The sequence below is a fragment of the Erythrobacter westpacificensis genome, from assembly GCF_039542285.1.
Lineage (GTDB): Bacteria > Pseudomonadota > Alphaproteobacteria > Sphingomonadales > Sphingomonadaceae > Alteraurantiacibacter > Alteraurantiacibacter westpacificensis.
In genome coordinates this window covers 99,010-117,628 of the sequence record NZ_BAABHV010000005.1, presented here as the reverse complement: position 1 = coordinate 117,628, position 18,619 = coordinate 99,010, and the positions used below count along the sequence as shown (strand labels likewise).

Below are 18,619 nucleotides of genomic sequence, written 5' to 3'. Positions count from 1 at the left end.
TTCGGCGCTTGCCCCCCGTCCCGGCGCGGGTTAGCCCTTGGAACAGGGGCGCGTCCGCGCCAATGGTTTCAAATATCGGGACATTTTCATGCGCACGTCCAAGATCGCCCTTTCCCTTGCTTGCCTCGGCATGACAGTTTCTTGCGGAGGGGGCGGATCACCCACCCCCTCGCCCGTGGCGACGACGCCCGCGCCCACGCCAACGCCATCCCCCACGTCCACGACGGCGACCTGCTCCCTGGAAAACCGCCAGCAGTTCGCATTTGACGTGCTGGACGAGTGGTATCTGTTCCCGAACCTTCTGGCCGCTGGCGTGAATCCCGACAATTACAACACCGTGCAAGGCTACATCGATGCCCTCGTCGCACCCGCCCGGGCGGAGAGCAAGGACAGGTTCTTCAGCTACATCACCTCGATCGAAGAAGAGAACGCGTTCTTCAATCAGGGCTCCAGCGCCGGGTTCGGCTTCCGCCTCGCCTACGATCTCGATGCCCGCCGCGTGTTCGTGGCAGAGACGTTCGACAACACCCCGGCGCTTGGCGCAAACATCGAACGCGGCACCGAACTGCTCGGCATCGGCACGACCAGCTCCAACATCCAGACGGTGAACAGCCTCATTGCCAACGGCGGCGCGCAGGCCGTGATCAACGCGCTCGGCCCTTCCGATCCCGGCGTCACCCGCGTGCTGCGCATCAACGATGCCAGCGGCGTGACGCGCGAGGTAAGCGTGTCGAAGGCCGATTACGCGCTCGATCCGGTGCCCCGCTACGGCGCGCAGATCATCGATGATGGCGGCAAGCAGGTGGGCTACATCCGTCTCACCAATTTCATCAACCCCGCCATCGACGACCTGCGCGATGCCTTCGCCGATTTCCGCGCGGCGGGCGTCACCGAACTGGTGATCGACCTGCGCTACAACGGCGGCGGCGGCATCAACGTGAACGAGTTCTTCGGCGACATGATGGGCCGTGACCTCGACGGGCAGGTGTTCGAGACCATCGCCTTCCGCGACAGCAAGAGCGAGTTCAACGAAACCTATCGCTTCAACGCCCAGCCCGAGTCGATCGCGCCCACGCGGATCGCCTTCATCACCACTTCAGGCTCGGCCTCGGCCAGCGAGGCGCTGATCAATGGCATGCAGCCCTATATCGGGAACGACCTGGCGATCGTCGGCGAAAACACGTTCGGCAAGCCCGTGGGCCAGTCTGCTTTCGACCTCCCCGCCTGTGACGATCGCTTGCGCGTTGTCACCATCAAGCTGGAAAACGCCAACGGCAACGGCGAATACTTCAACGGCCTTGCCACCACGGTGCCCAACACCTGCCGCGCGCAGGACGATCTGCGGTATAATTTCGGCGATCCTCGCGAGGACATGCTGGCGACTGCGCTCGATTTCCTCGCCGGACGCACCTGTACGCCGATCGCCGGCGGGCCTGCCACAACGCAGTCCACGGGGCGCGACCTGTTGCAGCCGGAACGCGCAACGACCGTCCTCGAGCACGAGGCGCCCGGCGTTTACTGAGGCATCCGGTATTTCGGGCGGGCGCTAGGGCTCGCCCAGATCGTCCCCTTCGACGAATGCGCAGCCATAGCGCTGCTCCGCGCCAATTTGCAGCGTCGCGTTGTAGGGGTAGATGCGGTCGCTCATGCCGTCGGAGCAATCGCCCGGCGTGATTGCCAGGTCGACCGACTGGCCATCAACTTCCCCGCTGAACGACAGCCCGCCGCGTCCGGCAAAGCGGGTGACAGCGATGGGAATGCCGTCGATGTTCTCCGGCGTCGTGTAGGTAAAGGCGCCCCGCTCGACAGTGCCGCCCCAGAACGGCTCCGTCCCGACGAGCTGGATCGCCTCGTCTTCCGAAATACCCGAATAGGCGCTTTCGTCAGCGGTGTTCCCCGGCATATTGGCATCCGGGCCGCTGCCGCATGCGCCGAGCAACAGCGCCGTTCCCGTGCAGGTGATAGTCCTGAAAAGCCCCATCGTTCTTCTCCCTCTGGCGGCACCCCTTGAATGTCGCCTGACCCTTACAACCAGCAGCGGGGAACATCACGCGCGAATCGCGCGTTGTTCGGACAAAGGAAAGTTTCAAGCCGGAGTTATCTCGATGAAGATCAAGCCCCTGATTGTGGGCGCGTTTCTGCTCGCCCCCGTGATCGGGGCGGTTGCCGGGCAGAACATGAGTGCCGAGCCGATCAAGCCGATAAGCGATTTATCGGCGACATTGCCTGATCGCCCCCTCATCGCCAGCAACGGCGCAGCCCCGCGCACGAGAGAAAGACTGCCCGATCACTATGCCATGGAGACGCCCGAAGGCCTCGTCGAAGTCCACGAACTCGCCATGCGGGGCCGTTACGCCGATCGTTACGAACCGTACGAAACCTGGCGCCCCGACGTGGACGAGAATCTCGCGATGCTGGAAGGCGAGTGGGTTGACGCCGAGTTAGACGCCCGTGCTGCTGCGGCGCTGGAAGGCGGATCGGTCGATCAGGACCAGCGATACGCGCAAGCCACATCCGAGCCTGCCTATCGTCCCCGCACGGTAGCGAACTATTCTCGCCTTGAAGAAGCTCGCACTGGCGAGTTTCCCGAGGCTGAAGAAGGTTCGGCACGGGTCGTGGCAGCAGCCGAGCCGCGCATCGCGAAAATGCGCGTCATCAATGTGGCCGACGCGCTGTCCAACCAGCCTTGATCCGCTGCTTCCTCAGGCGGCGGCACCCAACAGGATGGTGGCGACGCCAAGCCCAAGAGACAGGGGCACGCGCAAGGACAGCCACCAGCCCGGCCGGATCGTGACCAACCGCATATCCACGAGCACGCTCAGAATGATCGCGGCGCCCAGCACATACAGCGACGGGCCCGGCCAGCGCGCGCCTAAGACCCATGGCAGGTAGGTCGCCAGAGCAAGCAGGCTCGGCACGACCGCAGCCAGCCAGAGCCACGCAGGCGCCCTTCGACCCTCGTCGGGAGATCCCGCAGCGAGACCCCACCACAAACCGCCCAGGAAACTGAGGATCAGCGCAGCGTAGCCCCAGCCGATCGCCAGTGCGCTCCATCGCCACTCCGGTCCGCCGAACCAGGCTGCGGCAAGACATGCAAGTTGCGGCAAGAGTCCGGCAAAGCCCAGAAAACGTGCGGCAGGGGGCATTGTTCGCATGGCCTGTCCTTCTAGGGAATTTATGTCTGGGCCGGAAACAGAAAAGGCGGGCCCGCGCAAGGGCCCGCCTTCTCTCGTTCGCTTCGATGTTTCGATTACGGCATCAGCACCGTGTCGATCACGTGGATCACGCCGTTCGATGCGTCGACATCGGTTGCGGTGACAGTGGCAGTGTTGCCCTGCGCATCCTGCAACACGACGTTACCGCCTTGCAGCATCGCGGTCAGCGTGCCGCCATTAACGGTCTCGACGGTGTAACCACTCTCGCCTGCACTTTCGATAGCGGCGGTCAGGTCAGCGGCCATCACTTCGCTGGGCACCACGTGATAGGTGAGGATGCTGCCGAGCTGCTCGGTATCTTCGGTCGTCAGCGTTTCCACCGTGCCATCGGGCAGTGCGTCGAAGGCTGCATTGGTCGGGGCGAAGACCGTGAACGGACCGGTGCCGGACAGCGTTTCGCCCAGTTCGGCGGCCGTTACTGCGGTAACGAGCGTCGAGAAATCGGGATTACCCTGCGCAACTTCGACGATGGTGCCCGGCATGTCGGCCTCGGCATTGGCCATTTCATCGGCCATCATCGTGTCGTCTTCCATAGCTGCCTCGTCGGCTGCGCCACCACAGGCGGCGAGCGCCAGGGCGGCGGCGGATGCGGTTAGAATGTGAAACGTCTTCATTTTCGGCTTCCTTGCATTGCAGTAAGTCGATTGGCTGGCGGCGTTCAGACCCATCCGGGCCATCCGGTCACCGCCTAGAATGGCTGCGAGACACGCCGGTTCCTAGACTGGTCCAAAGCACGTAGTGAGCGGCCCTGTTGGCGCGGATCAGTCGTCCTCGATGACCCTTCCGAGCACGCGGACCGGGCAGCGATCGACCTCGCCCGGAATGGTGGAAGGCACCAGCAGCGTTTCCGTCTGCCCCGTACACACACTGATGGAGCCGCGCACGTCGAGGCCGACGGCATTGGCAAAATCGAGGTCCGGGCACGACCCGTAGGTTTCCAGCAACCAGCGCTCGTTGACCCCGGTCGAGATGTACAGCCTGTCGTTGCGGGCCGATGACGAGGGCGCGTCGGAGTAGCCGTTGATCTCGCGCGTGAAGAAGCAGGCCCTGCTGGTGTCGAGGTTTGCCAGCGCGGCATCGTATCCGTCGGCGGCAGGCTCTTCCACCGGCGCGCAGGCGGCAAGGCAGGCGCAGGCAGCGATGGCGGCGGTTTTCAGACGATCCATTGTCTTTCTCCTCAGTGCGTGGAACTCATGGCGGCACGGGCCTGTTCCGAGACGGATGCGGCTCGGCGCAAGCGGGGCACGGCCTGCACCAAGACGCTGGCCAATGCGCGAGGGCAAGCGCACCACCAATGGCATAGCGAATGCAACGGACCGCTGCCCAGCGCACGGTCCTCGAGCCCGCCGGACAGCGGGTAACGCCAGGCATGGCGGCCGATCGCACCAGCTTCCACCCGGAGTTGGTGCGATCCTCGTTCGGGCCGCGCTTGCCTTGTCCGCGCACATCCCGCACAATCCCTGCCATGAGCCGCCAGTACACCACCTTTGCCGAGTTCTGGCCTTTCTACCTGCAAGAGCATTCGCAGCCGCGCACACGCGCCCTGCACTACATCGGCACCACGCTGGCCCTGGCCGTATTCCTCTTCGCCGTGGTGACGGGCCACTGGCTGTGGCTGCTCGCATTCCCGGTAGCGGGGTATTTCTTCGCATGGCTCGCCCACTTCACGGTGGAGAAGAACCGTCCGGCGACCTTCACCTACCCGCTGTGGAGCCTGGCGGCGGATTTCCGCATGTGGTGGCTCTGGCTCACCCGGCGATTGCAGCCGGAGCTTGACCGCGCCGGTGTAGGCAAGAGCTGACCAAGCCCGCCTAACCCAGAACCGCATCGGCCAGCTTGGTGTCGAGATACTCGCGCACGTCCACGATCCTGCCGCCCGCCAGCCGGAAGACGAAGCAGTAGTCGTTGGCGTAGACCTTGCCGTCGACGGTATCCGCATGGCCCTTCGCCAGCACGACGACGTGGTCCCCGTCGGCCAGCACCAGTTCGGGGATGTTGCGGTATGGCCCGGCGAAGCGCGCGAACAGCGGGCCCATCAGCTCGGCTTCCACATTGGCGAGGCCGCTGACTTGCTTCGACCAGTTGCTCGATCCCATCACCCGCCAGGTGATGCTGTCATCGAACAGCGGCAGGAAGGCGCTCGGGTCGCCGTGCTCCAGCTTCGCGAAAGCCTCGGTCAGCAGCGCGCGGTTCGTCTCGGTATCGCTCATTGCCCGTCTCCCTCAGATCAACACCAGCGCGCGCACCAGCAGCACGCACGAGAGCGTGCAGGCCACCGTGCGCAGGTGGTTCAGCCGGGTCCAGCGGCGCAGGTAGTCCGCCCACACCGCGCGCCCTTCCGCGCTGGCGGGGTCCGCCGCGTCCAGCCGGTTGTTGAGCGGCACGTTGCCTGCCGCCGTCACCACGAACATGCCCACGACATAGACCGCCGCGCCCACCAGCACCTCCACCGTCGCCGCACCTGCCAGCCCCAGCAGCGCCAGCACGACCAGCGCGGCGCAGACCAGGCTGGAGAGCATGAAGAGCGGCAGGAAGCTGCTTTGCAGGATCACCCGGTTGATCGACTGCATGGCCCGCGCCCCGGCCTCTTCCCCCAGCGCCGCGAAGGAGCGCATGGCGAAGGCGGAGAAGGTGAAGTAGACCCCGGCCATCACGCCTGCCGATGCGGCGGCGAACCACAGCAGACCCTCGACCAGCACATCCATCGTCGCCCCCCCTTTCGCGTCCGACAAACCGGGCCGCGATTATGGCAGGGCCGGCGCGGGAGGCAACCTGGAACACCTGGAACAGTGTCCAGGGGCAAAAAGCGCCGCTCTGTCACTCTCCCGCCCGGAAAGTGTCACCTTGCCCGGCAAAGTGTCACGCGACCGAGCGAATGTGTGACCGTGCGCCGCGAAAAGTGTCACCGTGCAGGGCCTCCGCGGGCCAACAGGGGGTGGGCAGAAGCGCGCCGCTTCGCCTCCCGCGCCTCGGCCCGACGCCGGGCAGCCTCGCGCATGGCCCAGTCCCACATTTCGGCGAATTTCGGAGCGCGGGCACGCAGGCGATAAGCGGCCTGGCGGCTCATGCCGACTTCGCGCGCGGCGCGTGCGACCTTGCCGGTGCGCGACAGCGCCTTGAGGAACTGCGCGGCCTTGGGGCCGGTCCAGCGGGTGTTGTCCGTTTCGGGTGATTGAGGTGTCGCGGCAATGCTCATGCGCGGGTGCGGAGCATGGGCGCGGCCGTGTAGGAAAGCCGCGAGCCTCGGCGGCTCCGAGCCTGTCGGAGGGTTACTCGCCCTCGCGAGAGGCAGCTTCCGAGGCAGCTTCCTCGGCGGCGATGCGTTGCATACGCTCCTGCTTGGCGGTGGCGCGGTCGTCCTCCACCTTGCGGGCCTGTTCTGCCAGCCCGCGCCAGGTCTTCTCGGCGTCGAGGTAGCGCTGGCGCACGTTCTCAAGCTCGGCGGCATCGGCATCGGCAGCGGCTTCGTCGGCGCGCTGTTTGTAGAAATGGTAGTTCTGCGACATCGTTCGGCCTCGCTGACTGGGGGTTAATCAGGAGAGCGAAGACGAGGGGGCACCTGGCCCCCTCGCGTTTCGCCCTCCTGTCCGCCCACCCCCCGTAGGCGGAAACAGGAGTTCAGATCAGTCGGCAGCCGACAGCTTCACGGCGCTTTCCTTTCCGTTGCGGCCCTGCTCGACTTCGTAGTTGAGGCGCTGTTCCTTATCGAGCGTCTGCATGCCAGCCGCCTGCACGGCGGTGATGTGCACGAAGCTGTCTGCCGAGCCATCGTCGGGCTGGATGAAGCCATAGCCCTTGTCTGCGTTGAAGAATTTTACGGTGCCGGTCTTGGCCATGATGTGTTCCTTTCGAGAACGTATGTGTGTGACCGCGCCCGCAGGATCGCGGACACGGCAAATGCAAATCGCCATCGAAAAGGAAGTCGTAGTCTGTTTAACGCCGGGGCCCTGGCATGGGAGCCTGTGGGCAAGCGGCGGTAGGCAAATCTAGAAGTCCGTCGCGGGTTATCGACGTAAGCGGGGGCGCTGTAGCAGGGTTGGGCGGGGTTGGCGAATGGTTTGGTGGACGTAGCTTAACGAAGCTGCAGCGCAGAAACTGCCCCTACTTTCTGATTCTCACTCGTTCTAGGCGTGGCGCCGCCTCAACCCGCCTCCATAATGAACTTTGATGCATATGAGGCTTCGACGTCAGCCTCGACCTTCACTAGCTTTGCTAACCGCTCCCCTCGTGCCGCAAGCATACGAAGCAATCCTATGAGGCGAGGCAGTTCAGAAACGCGCATTTGCATGACAATGAATGTCCCAGAAATCCCGAATGGCACATGCTGCTTTTGAGACTTTGTCATAGTGATCAATGAACCGGCCGATCCGATGGTGAAACGCCCGCCCATCCGACAGATTTGAATAGTCATAAACAGACCAAACCCTGAATTTGACCATTCCGTTTTTTTCTCTTCGGGCATTCCGCGATAGAACGACCCAGATATTCCTAGCACCAATGCCTTTAAAATTGCTTCGTAATCGCTCGAAATCGACAAATGCGGATTGGAAGAGAGACCGCGCCTTATGCCCTTACCCCTATCCATGATCGCAATCTCTACGAGACCTTTATAGGGATAGTATTGGGCTGATACTGTGAAGTCTTCACTCTCGCTATGTTCGATAATGTTTCGGACAATCTCTCTTATCGCATATGTAACAGTTTCTCGAACTTCTTTCTTCCCTCCACGAATTAATATCTGCGCGAGATCTGAAGCCATAGAATTTACGACTTCCCCAGGATTCTGACGGTAGGCATCCGCCTTGTCCCGTACCTCTTGAGACTGCACCTTAGTGACAGGATAATAGTTCCCGATTATCCCCTTGACGCATGTAGAACAGACTGCTAACAAACATGCATGAACAAGAGTCCATCTGCATCGCCTGACTTCTCGGTTCGCGAGTTTTTCCAGCGCTTCCCCACCGAAGACGCCTGCCTTGAACACATCATGCAGGTCCGTTTTGGCGGCACCCGCTTTGACTGCCAGTCGTGCGGCACGGTTGGCGCTACGCACCACAAGCTGACGAAGCGCCGGACCTACGTTGCAGCTTGCTGCGGCCACCACGTGAACCCCACCGCTGGCACCATTCTTGAGAACACGCGCACCCCGCTCGTTTCGTGGTTCTATGCGATCTACCTGTTCTGCACGACGCGCCACGGCGTGAGCGGCAAGGAACTGCAACGCCAGCTTGGAGTGACCTACAAGACCGCCTATCGCATCGGTCAGCAAATCCGCGATCTTATGAGCAAGGCACAGGGCTTTGACGCGCTGCTTGCCGGTCATATCGAGCTGGATGAAGCTTACGTTGGCGGTCGCCGCTCTGGTGGCAAGCGTGGCCGAGGCGCTCCCGGCAAGACGATTGTGATGGGTCTTGCGCAGCGCGGTGGCCGGATGAAAGCCGTTGTTATTCCGGACGTGAAAAAGGACACGCTTCGCAGCGTGGTGCTGAACAATGTAGAGCCGGGTTCCACCGTCTCGACGGACGAACTCTACAGCTACAACTTACTGACTGGTGACGGTTACTCTCACGGCGCTGTGAAGCACGGTCGCAAGGAATACACGTGGTATGACTATCAGCGTGGCGAGAACTTCCACGTGAACACCGTAGAAGGCTTCTGGAAGCTGTTTAAGGCGTCGGTGCGGTCAACGCACGTGCAGATCAGCGCCAAGCATATGCAGCGCTATCTGGACGAGTTCACTTTTCGCGCTTCGAACCGTCACCGCGTGAACGGGATGTTTGATCTTCTGGTTGGGGCGCTGTGAGCGTCCCGATTAGTGCTTCGAATTGAGCGCGGTCGGCGGGGCCGACCCCTTCAGCTTCGGCCTGCTCGACAAACTCATCCAATCGGCCTTCGGCAAGTGCTTCCGCAAGTGTGATCATGCCGCCTCGCTAACAACGCTGCGTAGCGTTTCTTCGGCAACGTCATCTTCGATAACCTCAGCTTCTTGAGATAGAAGCGGGAGCCACTTCCCCATTTTTGCCGCATCATCCACAACCGCAATCGGGCGGTCGTGTTTACCTAGCCGGCGGACGTCCGAAAATTTGCTGACTGCGGACGTCACAGACGAATAATATGGGGTGACCACGTCGAAAAGAACGCGCCGCTGTCCTACTTTGACTTGAGCAGCAAATTTCCAGTCGATGTTTGAACAACCCAGAACGGTGACATTTTCAGTCGCCGAGTCCCCATACATTTCGCGAAGCCGGTTGTATAAAGCCGCTCCAATCTCTTGCTCATCCCAATCCGGAGCAGAGTTATAAGCTTTCTGCATGATGCGGTGTGAAGCATAAGCCACTCGCCTGATCGCCCACGCAATCTGGCGCTCGGTTGCAAAAATCCTAAGTTCGTGGCCGCTGGTGTATTCGACACCAAGACGCTCCTTCATGCGCCCCGCATGAGAACCGAAAGAACGCTGGGCTTCGATTGCTTCTGCCTCACGATAGCCCATCGCAAAGTCAGAAACCCAGTAACCGCCTTGCTCCGGTGTCACGCGCACGCCGACTACGGAACCCGAAGGATAAACAAGTGGGGTCGTTACAAGGTAGGAGTTGCCCCACGCCGATACGCGCACAAGACTATCTACAGCCTTGCGGACGTGTGGATCGCGGATAGCGTCCATGTCGAGGTGTTCAAAAGCCATCATACGTCGAACAAATCCTGCGGCCAGGGCGAAGTGATCGCAGAGCCCGCATTGCTGATTCTAAACAATCTGCCGACTCCGTCAATTAGTTCTGTAAATGACTGAAATTCCGGATTAATTGGCTCGGCTATCGGCAGTGATTTTAGGGGGCGACCGCTCTTTGGAAGCCAATTCAAATCGAATGAATGGTGATGGTCTCCATCCATCACGACGCCCAACAGATCGGCAGGGCTATTCGGGTGTTCATTCCCATGTGGAGTTTTTGGTCTCCAATCAATTCCGGCCATCTGAATTGCGTCCCGCCGATTATCGGCAGGAATGTAAATAATCCGGAAAGACACGTCCCGGTTGCGCAAGTTTGCGTGAGCGCGGCCAACCAGTTCGAGACCTTGCAGTATGCGCCCATCGAACCGAAGGGGGGCTATTAGACGCTGCCTCGCATCCGCGCCTTCAGGCTCACTCCATCTAGGAGAGCCGATAACCTCTTTCTCACCTGCCATGACGGCTTTGAATGGAAATGACATTTCCAACGCTTACCGCGACTTATTGCGGCTGGCGAGTCATACCTGCGTCAAAGGGATAAACGGGTTATAGTTTTCATTACCGGGAGCATATCCCTGTGGAGAGATACCAAGGCCAGCGGCTTCAAAGAAACCCATGTTTATTGGGTAAGTAGCATCCTCGAAGTTAACTGGCGTGATCTGCGATCCGGCTTCAATCTGGTCACAAATAATTCGCGCCAAGAGCAACATCCCATCGGGATATGCAAACCCGACTTTGGAGAAATCAACCTCAACCTCTCGATACAATGCGAGATCATCTCGAAAGTTGAGCATTCCACCGTAGTCGGTGAAATCAGGAGCAATAAGCCGCATACCCGCCAATCCTTCATAAAATATTCGCTAAAGGCTTAAGCAATAGCGATAATTTTATCAAATCGAGGCGGAAGAAATCAGTTACCCCTCACCCGTTCGGCACATACAAGTCCCCGCCTTCCTTATACCGGCGGCTCATTTCCTCCATGCCTTCCTCGGCGTTGGCCTTTGCCTCGGGCGGGGTTTCGGCGGCCACGTTCTCGGTCGCGAGGTAGCTGTCGGAGTTCTGCTTCGCGGCGAATTCGCGCACTTCCTGGCTGATCTTCATTGAGCAGAACTTCGGCCCGCACATGGAGCAGAAGTGGGCGGTTTTCGCGCCTTCTGCGGGCAGGGTCTGGTCGTGGAAGGCTTCTGCCGTGTCCGGGTCCAGCGAGAGGTTGAACTGGTCGCGCCAGCGGAATTCGAAGCGCGCCTTGCTCAACGCGTCGTCGCGCACCTTGGCGGCCGGGTGGCCCTTGGCGAGGTCCGCCGCGTGGGCGGCCAGCTTGTATGTCACAACGCCGACTTTCACGTCGTCACGGTCGGGCAGGCCGAGGTGTTCCTTGGGCGTGACGTAGCAGAGCATCGCCGTACCGTACCAGCCGATCTGTGCAGCCCCGATGCCGCTGGTGATGTGGTCGTACCCCGGCGCAATGTCGGTGACGAGCGGGCCGAGGGTGTAGAACGGGGCTTCGCCGCAGGCTTCCAGCTGCTTGTCCATGTTCTCCTTGATCTTGTGCATGGGCACGTGGCCCGGCCCCTCGATCATCACCTGCACGTCCTGCTCCCAGGCGCGCTTGGTCAGCTCGCCCAGCGTGTAAAGCTCGGCGAACTGCGCCTCGTCGTTGGCGTCGGCGATGGAGCCGGGGCGCAGGCCGTCGCCCAGCGAGTAGGCGACGTCGTAGGCCTTCATGATCTCGGTGATCTCGTCGAACTTCTCGTAGAGGAAGCTCTCCTTGTGGTGCGCGAGGCACCATTTCGCCATGATCGATCCGCCGCGCGACACGATGCCGGTCACGCGCTTGGCCGCCAGCGGCACGTAGGGCAGGCGCACCCCTGCGTGGATGGTGAAGTAGTCGACGCCCTGCTCGGCCTGCTCGATCAGCGTGTCACGGAACACTTCCCAGGTCAGGTCCTCGGCAATGCCACCGACTTTCTCCAGCGCCTGGTAGATGGGCACGGTGCCGATGGGCACGGGGCTGTTGCGGATGATCCATTCGCGGGTGTCGTGGATGTTGCGCCCGGTGGAGAGGTCCATCACGGTGTCCGCGCCCCAGCGGATGGACCAGACCATCTTGTCCACCTCGCTCGCCACGTCCGATGCCACGGCGGAGTTGCCGATGTTGGCGTTGATCTTGACGAGGAAGTTGCGCCCGATGGCCATCGGCTCTGCCTCGGGGTGGTTGACGTTGGAGGGGATGATGGCCCGCCCCCGCGCAACCTCATCCCGCACGAATTCGGGCGTCACGTAGTCGGGAATTTCCGCGCCCCACGACTGGCCGCCGTCGCGGTCCACCTCTTTCAGCGCGGCACGGCCAAGGTTCTCGCGCTCCGCCACGTATTCCATTTCGGGCGTGATGATGCCCTGCTTCGCGTAGTGCATCTGGGAAAGGTTCTTGCCGGGTTTTGCGCGGTAGACCGTCTTCGCCACGTTGGGGAAAGCAGGCACGCCGCCGCTGCGGTCCGGGCCGAGCTGGCCGTTGTCTTCCGGCTTCACTTCGCGGGCGGCATATTCCTCGATATCGCCGCGATCGAGCTGCCACTGGCGGCGCAGCAGGGGCAGGCCGGTGGCGATGTCGATCTTCGCCTGCGGGTCGGTGTAGGGGCCGGAGGTGTCATAGACGCGCACCGGCGGCTCGCCGCTGGAGGGTTCGAGGTCGATCTCGCGCATGGCGACGCGGCGGTCTCCGATATAGACCTTGCGGCTGCCGCGGATGGGGCCAGTGGTGACGCCGATTTCTACGGGGGAATTGATGTCGGCCATGCGAAGTCTCTCCTCATGAGCGGGGAAAGGGACTTCGGGCGAAAGTGCCGGCCCTTCCCTCCGCCCGTGCTAACGGGTTCAGGTTCAACGGGTCGGGCGGCGTGACACGCCCCTCTCAGCCAGCACTGGCTCCCCGGGGATGACGCCGTGTTACGCGTCGCAGACGCCTGAGTCTAGGCCATGTCTAGGCCGCGTCTAGGCCACCCCGCCCGCCGCCTGCCATTCGGCAATCGCCTCTATCGGGAACAGCAGCATGATGACGCTGAGGACAAGGCCATCTCGCACGACCAGACCCGCCACGATCTCCCCCAGGATCGCCAGCGCGACTGTCACCCTCACCGGCAGGCGCAGGACGAGCCAGAAGCCGAAGGCCATCCAGCCGATATCGGCGGCGGAATTCAACACGCTGTCGCCCGAATAGCCGAAATTGGCGGTGACAGAGGGGAAGCGGTTGATGACGATCTCGGTATTTTCCAGCACTTCCCACGCTGCCTCGAGGAAGACGGCAAGCGGCAATCCCCAGCGGGCCCCGTTGGCCCCTGCCCAGCCTCTGCGCACGAACAGCCACCAGCCCAGCGCGTAGAAGATCATTCCGTGAATGATGTGGCTGGGCGTGTACCAGTCGGCGATGTGCTGGCTGTTGCCCGCATCGTTGATCTGGCCGTGCCACAGTTTCACGTATCCGCACTCGCAGATTGGCGGGCGCCCCATTGCGAGCAGCACGGCGACGGCGACTATCGCGATAGCGAGCGAGACGATCACCGTCCGGCGGTTCGGGACCAGCTTTCCCATTTCCAAGTCGATTCCCCCACGTGCGCCGCTGGGTCTGCACCCGAAAGGCACCGGTTGCCATAGCTGCGATTGGTTACCAGGCAACTCATGCAAATCCACAACCCGGTCAGGTGAGGTCAATCTGTCCGTATTGAGTATGGCGCCGATGCCGCTAGGCATTAGCGCTCCCGCCATCCCTTGACCCCGCCAGAGGCCACCCGATGACAGAATTCCCCACGCCGCCCGCAGATTACAAGCAAGGCAAGCGCAACGCCTTCACCCGCTTCCTCGACGGGGTGGAGTGGCTGGGCAACCTGCTGCCCCACCCGGTTACGCTGTTCGCCCTGCTGGCGGTGGGCATCGTGCTCGTCTCCGGCCTGTTCGGGTGGATGGGCGTGGCGGTGGAAGACCCCCGGCCCGCCGGCGCGCCCAACGTGGCGGAAGACGGCATGATCCGCGCGGTCAGCCTGATGAACGGCGACGGCGTGCGGCGCATCTTCACCGGCCTTGTCGACAATTTCACCAGCTTCGCCCCGCTGGGCGTGGTGCTTGTCGCCATGCTGGGCGTGGGCGTGGCGGAGAAATCCGGGCTGCTCTCTGCCGCCGTGCGCAGCATGGTGCTGGGCGCGCCGCCCAAGCTGGTGACGGTGGCCATCGTGTTCGCGGGCATCATTTCCAACACCGCCAGCGAAGTGGGCTACGTCGTGCTGATCCCGCTGGGCGGCGCGATCTACTACGCGCTGGGTCGGCATCCGCTGGCGGGCATGGCGGCGGCCTTTGCCGGGGTCTCGGGCGGCTACAGCGCCAACCTGCTGATCGGCACGATCGATCCGCTGCTGGCAGGCATCACGCAGGAAGCAGCCCAGCTGATCGATCCCGATTACACCGTGCTTGCCACGGCCAACTGGTACTTCATGTTCGCCAGCACCTTCCTTGTCACCATCATCGGCTCGCTGGTGTCGATCTATATCGTGGAGCCCAAGCTGGGGCCGTACGACGCTGCCAAGGCCGATCCGGACGTGCTGGACGAAGGCATGATGCAGCCGCTGAGCGACACGGAGCGCAAGGGCCTGCGCTGGTCGGGCGTGGCGCTGCTGGGTGTGCTCGCGTTCATGGCGCTGACACTGGTTCCCGAATGGGGCGTGCTGCGCAACGCGGAGACGGGCGACCGGATGGATTCGCCCTTCTTCGACGGGTTCGTGGTGTGGATCCTCATCTTCTTCATCACCATCGGTTACACCTACGGCCGCGTGACGGGTTCGATGAAGACCGACCGCGACGTGATCGATGCCATGTCCGAAGCGCTTTCCGCGCTCGGCCTCTACATCGTGCTGGTGTTCTTCGCCGCGCAATTCGTGGCATTCTTCGGCTGGACCAACCTCGGCGCGATCACCGCGGTGACGGGTGCGAACTTCCTTGTCGAAAGCGGGATGACGGGGCCTGTGGTGTTCTTCGCCTTCATCCTGATCTGCGCCATCATCAACCTGTCGCTGGGTTCGGCATCGGCACAGTGGGCCGTTACCGCGCCCATCTTCGTGCCCATGCTGATGCTGATCGGCTATGCGCCCGAAGCGATCCAGGCGGCCTATCGCATCGGCGATTCCACCACCAACATCATCACGCCGATGATGAGCTATTTCGGGCTGATCCTCGCCTGGGCCACGCGCTACCAGAAGGACCTGGGCGTGGGCACGCTGATCGCGATGATGCTGCCCTACACCATCTTCTTCATCACCGCGTGGAGTGTGTTCTTCTACCTGTGGACCTTCGTGTTCGGCCTGCCGGTGGGGCCGGGTTCACCGACCTACTACGCACCGTAGGGGTGGTGCCTGCGTGACCATGCTCTACCGCCTCGATGCGGATGCCGCGGCCGTGGGGAACGCCTTCGGCTTGCGCACGGGCGACGATCCCTGGCCGGGAGGCCATGTTGCGCCGGGCGGGTTCGCGCCGGTCATCACCACCGGGCGAGAGTTCATCGCCGGGCCGGGAGAGCCGAACCAGCCGCGCCGCATGGTGCCGCGCCTGTGGGGTGTCCCTCCGCCGCCCAATGCCCACGATGCCGCGCGCCCGGTTCTGAGCGTGCGCAACGCAGACAGCCCGTTCTGGATCGGCAACCTGCGCAATCCGGAGTTCCGCTGCATCGTCCCTGCCACCGCCTTCATGGAATGGGGCCGCATCGGCACGGACGGCAAGCGCCGCCAGCACTGGTTTGCCTGCGCGGACCAACAGGTGTTCGCCATGGCGGGCGTTTGGAAGGACAGCGAGGTGCCCGGCTTCGCCCTGCTCACCTGCGCACCCAATGCCGAACTCAGGCACGCGGGCCGCGAGGCGATGCCGGTGATCCTGCCACGGGACCCGCAGGCGCACGACACTTGGCTGCGCGCCGGTTGGGACACGGCGAGCGCCCTGCTCCAGCCCTATTCCTCGTCCCTGATGCAGGTGGTGGAGCGTTAGAAGCGCAGCATTGCCACGCAGATCAGCACGATGCCCAGCCCGGCAGACAGCAGCGCCCAGGCCCGGTTGACCGTGCCGATCATGGCGCTGGCGAAATGCAGGAAGGGCCTTCCGAAGCCCAGGATTACCACGCCTTCCAGCACCATCCCTGCGCCCATCACGGTGACCGTGATGGAAAGCCAGTCCGCCGGGTCATAGGGATTGACGAGGTAGATCGCCGCGCCCAGCGCCAGCACCACGATGCCGGTGAGGAAGCGCAGCGCCTCGTTGTTCTCGAACCCGTCCAGCATCGCGGCCCAGCTGCCGGGGCTGCGCAATTCGCCGATCGCCGCGCCCAGGGCGTAGAGCCCCATGAACAGCGCGATCCATGCGGGAATATCCTGTCCTTCTGCCATGTTTCCTCCCTCTCCCTTCGTCCGCATTGCCATAGCAGGTTTTTGGCTGCCTATGAGCCGCCATTTGCGCTTGGCCCCATAAACGCTATGAGCGGTTTCAGCTGAAACAGACCACCAGAGGACAATCCTGCCCATGACCCTGCTTCGTTCGGCCTTGCTGGCCACAGCACTGACACTTCCCGCCGCCCCCGCCCTTGCCCGCGACATGACGCCGCAGGACGTGGCGCGCATCGAGTACACCGGCACCGTGGCCGTCTCGCAGGATGGCAATCACGTCGCCTACACCCGCGTCTACTGGCCCGACGTGACCCAGGGCGAGGACGACGGAACGGCGAAACAGCAGCTGTTCATGGCCGACGGCGCCAACGATGTGCGCGCCTACTTGCCCGAGGACATGAGCGTATCCTCGATCGACTTCACGCCCGATGGCAGCATGATCACCTTCCTGTGGGCCGACGGCGATGATGACCGTTCCGTCTGGGGCGTCCCGGTCAACGGCGGCGCCTATCGCAAGATCGCCGGTGTCGCGGATGCCCGCGTGGGCGACTACGCCTTTTCGCCGGATGGCAGCCGCGTCTACATGCTGGTTTCCGCAGCTCCTGACGAAGATCGCGAAAGCGAATCCGACGATGGCTTCAATTCCGTCGTCTACGAGGAGGAATTCCGCTTCAACCGCATGTTCGTGGCCGATGTGAACGGCACGGAGACGGGCGCTGAACCGACCCAGATCGAAGTGCCCGGCTACGTCAGCGGCTTCGACATCTCGCCAAACGGCGAGACCGCGATGATCCTTACCGCGCCGACCCCGCTGGTGGACGATTCGCTCACCTCGCAGCGCGTGAACCTCGTCAACCTCGCCAGCGGCGCGGTGACGGTGGTGGAAACGCCGGGCAAGATCGGCGATGTCGAGTTCTCGCCCGATTCCATGAACCTGTCGCTGGTCGCAGGCGTGGACGAAAACGATCCCGCCGCCACCACGCTGCACATGGTCGACGTGATGACCGGCAGCTACACCGCCGTGAACGAAGGCGCGGCGGAAGCCGTGATGGATACCGAGTGGATGGCCGACGGCCGCCTCGCCGCGCTGGTCCACGTGGGCGTGCAGAGCGTCCTGCGCTTCTACTCCGCCGATGGCGAGCAACAGCGCGAATACGATCCGGGCGAACTGATCCTCACCAGCCTGCAGCAGGGCGGCAACCGCCTGATGGTGGAAGCCAGCTCGCCTACGCATCCCAATGAACTGTTCGCCTTCAATGGCGGCGAGTTCACCCGCTGGACGAACCACAACCCGTGGCTGTCGGAAATCGATTTCGGCGAACAGCGCGCCTACACCTACACCGCCACTGATGGCACGCAGATCGAAGGCGTGCTGGTGCTGCCGGTGGATGGCGTTCCCGCTGGCGGCGCTCCGCTGATCCTGGACGTGCACGGCGGCCCGGAAGCGCACGAGAGCAACGGCTGGGTGACGAGCTATTCCAATCCGGGGCAGGTCGCCGCAGGGCAAGGCTATGCCGTGTTCCTGCCGAACTACCGCGGCTCCACCGCGTACGGCACGGCTTTCTCAAAGGCGCACTCGGGCAACTACACCGATCCCGAATTCCGTGACCTGGTGGATGCCAAGGCCGCGCTGGTTGCAGAAGGCATCGCCGATGCGGACCGCACCGGCATCACCGGCGGTTCCTACGGCGGCTATGCCACGGCATGGTCATCCACCTACAACTCCGAAGAGTTTGCCGCGGGCGTGATGTTCGTGGGCATTTCCAACCAGATCAGCAAGGTCGGCACCGGGGACATCCCGAACGAGATGTACCTTGTCCACGCGCGCAAGTGGCCGTGGGAAGACTGGCAGAACTACCTCGAAGTCAGCCCGATCTACTACACCGACCGCGCGGACACGCCGCTGCTGATCATGCACGGCGATTCCGACACCCGCGTGAACCCCGGCCAGAGCCTGGAGCTCTATCGCTACATCAGCCTGCGCCGTCCCGACACGCCACTGCGCCTGGTGTTCTATCCCGGCGAAGGCCACGGCAACGCCCGCGCCGCGTCGCGCTACGACTACAACCTGCGCATGATGGAGTGGTTCGACACCTACCTAGAAACCGGCGATCGCGACGCGGAACTTCCGCCCAGCCGCCCGGACCTGATGATCGAGGAAGACTGACCTTCCCGATAACCGGATAAAGAAGGGGGGAGCAGCCGCAGGGCCGCTCCCCCCTTTTTGCATAGCGACTTTCCATCTTGGAAAGTTTTCACTTGCCGAA

Annotated in this window: 23 protein-coding genes and 1 riboswitch; of the genes, 7 read left to right on the top strand and 16 right to left on the bottom strand. The window is 62.7% G+C overall.

The genetic code is table 11. The features are described from left to right. The first annotated feature begins 175 nt into the window (after positions 1 to 175). Positions 176 to 1,522 carry a S41 family peptidase gene (locus ABFX23_RS03025; protein WP_346031652.1) on the top strand — a complete coding sequence of 449 codons (1,347 nt, stop codon included), beginning with the start codon at positions 176 to 178 and terminating at the stop codon, positions 1,520 to 1,522. A gap of 24 nt (positions 1,523 to 1,546) precedes the next feature. Here ABFX23_RS03025 and ABFX23_RS03020 read toward each other — a convergent pair whose 3' ends face one another. Next, positions 1,547 to 1,981 carry a COG3650 family protein gene (locus tag ABFX23_RS03020; RefSeq protein ID WP_346031651.1) on the bottom strand — a complete coding sequence of 145 codons (435 nt, stop codon included), beginning with the start codon at positions 1,979 to 1,981 and terminating at the stop codon, positions 1,547 to 1,549. Between the two features lie 124 nt (positions 1,982 to 2,105). Here ABFX23_RS03020 and ABFX23_RS03015 point away from each other — a divergent pair, with 124 nt between their 5' ends. Next, a complete protein-coding gene (locus ABFX23_RS03015; RefSeq protein ID WP_346031650.1) occupies positions 2,106 to 2,690 on the top strand; it encodes a hypothetical protein in 585 nt (194 codons plus the stop codon). Between the two features lie 12 nt (positions 2,691 to 2,702). Here the strand turns inward: ABFX23_RS03015 and ABFX23_RS03010 are convergent, their stop codons facing one another. The 3 genes from ABFX23_RS03010 to ABFX23_RS03000 form a co-directional block, all read right to left on the bottom strand. Then, on the bottom strand, positions 2,703 to 3,155 hold the full coding sequence (locus tag ABFX23_RS03010; protein ID WP_346031649.1) for a DUF3429 domain-containing protein: 453 nt from the start codon (positions 3,153 to 3,155) through the stop codon (positions 2,703 to 2,705). 95 nt (positions 3,156 to 3,250) lie between these two features. After that, on the bottom strand, positions 3,251 to 3,829 hold the full coding sequence (locus tag ABFX23_RS03005; protein WP_346031648.1) for a fasciclin domain-containing protein: 579 nt from the start codon (positions 3,827 to 3,829) through the stop codon (positions 3,251 to 3,253). A gap of 147 nt (positions 3,830 to 3,976) precedes the next feature. Further along, the gene (locus ABFX23_RS03000; protein ID WP_346031647.1) at positions 3,977 to 4,381 is read right to left on the bottom strand and encodes a DUF6491 family protein; all 405 of its coding nucleotides are present in this window, start codon (positions 4,379 to 4,381) and stop codon (positions 3,977 to 3,979) included. A 299-nt stretch (positions 4,382 to 4,680) separates the two neighbouring features. Here ABFX23_RS03000 and ABFX23_RS02995 point away from each other — a divergent pair, with 299 nt between their 5' ends. After that, positions 4,681 to 5,016 carry an Mpo1-like protein gene (locus ABFX23_RS02995; RefSeq protein ID WP_346031646.1) on the top strand — a complete coding sequence of 112 codons (336 nt, stop codon included), beginning with the start codon at positions 4,681 to 4,683 and terminating at the stop codon, positions 5,014 to 5,016. Positions 5,017 to 5,026: 10 nt separating this feature from the next. On the opposite strand, the gene ABFX23_RS02990 is transcribed toward ABFX23_RS02995, so the two are convergent. The 6 genes from ABFX23_RS02990 to ABFX23_RS02965 all read right to left on the bottom strand — a co-directional run bounded on the left by ABFX23_RS02990 (position 5,027) and on the right by ABFX23_RS02965 (position 7,974). Then, positions 5,027 to 5,425 (bottom strand): nuclear transport factor 2 family protein, encoded by a 399-nt coding sequence (locus tag ABFX23_RS02990; RefSeq protein WP_346031645.1) that lies wholly within the window; start codon positions 5,423 to 5,425, stop codon positions 5,027 to 5,029. A 12-nt stretch (positions 5,426 to 5,437) separates the two neighbouring features. Next, on the bottom strand, positions 5,438 to 5,947 hold the full coding sequence (locus ABFX23_RS02985) for an anthrone oxygenase family protein (RefSeq protein WP_346031644.1): 510 nt from the start codon (positions 5,945 to 5,947) through the stop codon (positions 5,438 to 5,440). Positions 5,948 to 6,117: 170 nt separating this feature from the next. Continuing rightward, positions 6,118 to 6,411, bottom strand: coding sequence for a hypothetical protein (locus ABFX23_RS02980; RefSeq protein WP_346031643.1), 294 nt, complete (start codon positions 6,409 to 6,411; stop codon positions 6,118 to 6,120). A 73-nt stretch (positions 6,412 to 6,484) separates the two neighbouring features. After that, positions 6,485 to 6,721: a hypothetical protein gene (locus tag ABFX23_RS02975; protein ID WP_346031642.1), complete on the bottom strand. Its 237-nt coding sequence runs from the start codon at positions 6,719 to 6,721 to the stop codon at positions 6,485 to 6,487. 117 nt (positions 6,722 to 6,838) lie between these two features. After that, positions 6,839 to 7,051, bottom strand: a complete 213-nt coding sequence (locus tag ABFX23_RS02970) for a cold-shock protein (protein ID WP_346031641.1) — start codon at positions 7,049 to 7,051, stop codon at positions 6,839 to 6,841. A gap of 305 nt (positions 7,052 to 7,356) precedes the next feature. Beyond that, positions 7,357 to 7,974, bottom strand: coding sequence for an ATP-binding protein (locus ABFX23_RS02965; RefSeq protein ID WP_346031640.1), 618 nt, complete (start codon positions 7,972 to 7,974; stop codon positions 7,357 to 7,359). 138 nt (positions 7,975 to 8,112) lie between these two features. Here ABFX23_RS02965 and ABFX23_RS02960 point away from each other — a divergent pair, with 138 nt between their 5' ends. Continuing rightward, positions 8,113 to 9,018 carry an IS1595 family transposase gene (locus tag ABFX23_RS02960; RefSeq protein WP_346031639.1) on the top strand — a complete coding sequence of 302 codons (906 nt, stop codon included), beginning with the start codon at positions 8,113 to 8,115 and terminating at the stop codon, positions 9,016 to 9,018. A gap of 114 nt (positions 9,019 to 9,132) precedes the next feature. Here ABFX23_RS02960 and ABFX23_RS02955 read toward each other — a convergent pair whose 3' ends face one another. From ABFX23_RS02955 to ABFX23_RS02935, 5 genes are all read right to left on the bottom strand, one after another. Next, positions 9,133 to 9,897, bottom strand: a complete 765-nt coding sequence (locus ABFX23_RS02955) for a hypothetical protein (RefSeq protein WP_346031638.1) — start codon at positions 9,895 to 9,897, stop codon at positions 9,133 to 9,135. Continuing rightward, positions 9,897 to 10,421 (bottom strand): hypothetical protein, encoded by a 525-nt coding sequence (locus ABFX23_RS02950; RefSeq protein WP_346031637.1) that lies wholly within the window; start codon positions 10,419 to 10,421, stop codon positions 9,897 to 9,899. The genes ABFX23_RS02955 and ABFX23_RS02950 overlap by 1 nt, the downstream gene beginning before the upstream one ends. 36 nt (positions 10,422 to 10,457) lie before the next feature. Then, positions 10,458 to 10,772: a hypothetical protein gene (locus ABFX23_RS02945; protein ID WP_346031636.1), complete on the bottom strand. Its 315-nt coding sequence runs from the start codon at positions 10,770 to 10,772 to the stop codon at positions 10,458 to 10,460. 88 nt (positions 10,773 to 10,860) lie between these two features. Next, a complete protein-coding gene (thiC, locus tag ABFX23_RS02940; protein WP_346031635.1) occupies positions 10,861 to 12,735 on the bottom strand; it encodes a phosphomethylpyrimidine synthase ThiC in 1,875 nt (624 codons plus the stop codon). A 38-nt stretch (positions 12,736 to 12,773) separates the two neighbouring features. Next, a riboswitch (TPP riboswitch) is annotated at positions 12,774 to 12,881 on the bottom strand. Positions 12,882 to 12,930: 49 nt separating this feature from the next. Beyond that, entirely contained in the window at positions 12,931 to 13,527 is a 597-nt protein-coding gene (locus ABFX23_RS02935) for a DUF2585 family protein (protein WP_346031634.1), read from the bottom strand. A 200-nt stretch (positions 13,528 to 13,727) separates the two neighbouring features. Here ABFX23_RS02935 and ABFX23_RS02930 point away from each other — a divergent pair, with 200 nt between their 5' ends. After that, positions 13,728 to 15,326 (top strand): AbgT family transporter, encoded by a 1,599-nt coding sequence (locus ABFX23_RS02930; RefSeq protein ID WP_346031633.1) that lies wholly within the window; start codon positions 13,728 to 13,730, stop codon positions 15,324 to 15,326. 19 nt (positions 15,327 to 15,345) lie between these two features. Beyond that, positions 15,346 to 15,960: an SOS response-associated peptidase family protein gene (locus ABFX23_RS02925; RefSeq protein ID WP_346031744.1), complete on the top strand. Its 615-nt coding sequence runs from the start codon at positions 15,346 to 15,348 to the stop codon at positions 15,958 to 15,960. Here ABFX23_RS02925 and ABFX23_RS02920 read toward each other — a convergent pair. Then, on the bottom strand, positions 15,957 to 16,355 hold the full coding sequence (locus ABFX23_RS02920) for a hypothetical protein (protein WP_346031632.1): 399 nt from the start codon (positions 16,353 to 16,355) through the stop codon (positions 15,957 to 15,959). The two genes, ABFX23_RS02925 and ABFX23_RS02920, sit on opposite strands and share 4 nt — an antisense overlap. A gap of 133 nt (positions 16,356 to 16,488) precedes the next feature. Between ABFX23_RS02920 and ABFX23_RS02915 the strand changes: the two genes are divergently transcribed. Further along, positions 16,489 to 18,519: a S9 family peptidase gene (locus ABFX23_RS02915; RefSeq protein ID WP_346031631.1), complete on the top strand. Its 2,031-nt coding sequence runs from the start codon at positions 16,489 to 16,491 to the stop codon at positions 18,517 to 18,519. Positions 18,520 to 18,619 lie beyond the last annotated feature (100 nt).

Coding starts and splice junctions, on each gene's coding strand:
- ABFX23_RS03020 (WP_346031651.1), bottom strand. CDS start 1,981: ATGGGGCTTTTCAGGACTATCACCTGCACGGGAACGGCGCTGTTGCTC.
- ABFX23_RS03015 (WP_346031650.1), top strand. CDS start 2,106: ATGAAGATCAAGCCCCTGATTGTGGGCGCGTTTCTGCTCGCCCCCGTG.
- ABFX23_RS03010 (WP_346031649.1), bottom strand. CDS start 3,155: ATGCGAACAATGCCCCCTGCCGCACGTTTTCTGGGCTTTGCCGGACTC.
- ABFX23_RS03005 (WP_346031648.1), bottom strand. CDS start 3,829: ATGAAGACGTTTCACATTCTAACCGCATCCGCCGCCGCCCTGGCGCTC.
- ABFX23_RS03000 (WP_346031647.1), bottom strand. CDS start 4,381: ATGGATCGTCTGAAAACCGCCGCCATCGCTGCCTGCGCCTGCCTTGCC.
- ABFX23_RS02995 (WP_346031646.1), top strand. CDS start 4,681: ATGAGCCGCCAGTACACCACCTTTGCCGAGTTCTGGCCTTTCTACCTG.
- ABFX23_RS02990 (WP_346031645.1), bottom strand. CDS start 5,425: ATGAGCGATACCGAGACGAACCGCGCGCTGCTGACCGAGGCTTTCGCG.
- ABFX23_RS02980 (WP_346031643.1), bottom strand. CDS start 6,411: ATGAGCATTGCCGCGACACCTCAATCACCCGAAACGGACAACACCCGC.
- ABFX23_RS02975 (WP_346031642.1), bottom strand. CDS start 6,721: ATGTCGCAGAACTACCATTTCTACAAACAGCGCGCCGACGAAGCCGCT.
- ABFX23_RS02970 (WP_346031641.1), bottom strand. CDS start 7,051: ATGGCCAAGACCGGCACCGTAAAATTCTTCAACGCAGACAAGGGCTAT.
- ABFX23_RS02965 (WP_346031640.1), bottom strand. CDS start 7,974: ATGGCTTCAGATCTCGCGCAGATATTAATTCGTGGAGGGAAGAAAGAA.
- ABFX23_RS02960 (WP_346031639.1), top strand. CDS start 8,113: ATGAACAAGAGTCCATCTGCATCGCCTGACTTCTCGGTTCGCGAGTTT.
- ABFX23_RS02955 (WP_346031638.1), bottom strand. CDS start 9,897: ATGGCTTTTGAACACCTCGACATGGACGCTATCCGCGATCCACACGTC.
- ABFX23_RS02950 (WP_346031637.1), bottom strand. CDS start 10,421: ATGTCATTTCCATTCAAAGCCGTCATGGCAGGTGAGAAAGAGGTTATC.
- ABFX23_RS02945 (WP_346031636.1), bottom strand. CDS start 10,772: ATGCGGCTTATTGCTCCTGATTTCACCGACTACGGTGGAATGCTCAAC.
- thiC (WP_346031635.1), bottom strand. CDS start 12,735: ATGGCCGACATCAATTCCCCCGTAGAAATCGGCGTCACCACTGGCCCC.
- ABFX23_RS02935 (WP_346031634.1), bottom strand. CDS start 13,527: ATGGGAAAGCTGGTCCCGAACCGCCGGACGGTGATCGTCTCGCTCGCT.
- ABFX23_RS02930 (WP_346031633.1), top strand. CDS start 13,728: ATGACAGAATTCCCCACGCCGCCCGCAGATTACAAGCAAGGCAAGCGC.
- ABFX23_RS02925 (WP_346031744.1), top strand. CDS start 15,346: ATGCTCTACCGCCTCGATGCGGATGCCGCGGCCGTGGGGAACGCCTTC.
- ABFX23_RS02920 (WP_346031632.1), bottom strand. CDS start 16,355: ATGGCAGAAGGACAGGATATTCCCGCATGGATCGCGCTGTTCATGGGG.
- ABFX23_RS02915 (WP_346031631.1), top strand. CDS start 16,489: ATGACCCTGCTTCGTTCGGCCTTGCTGGCCACAGCACTGACACTTCCC.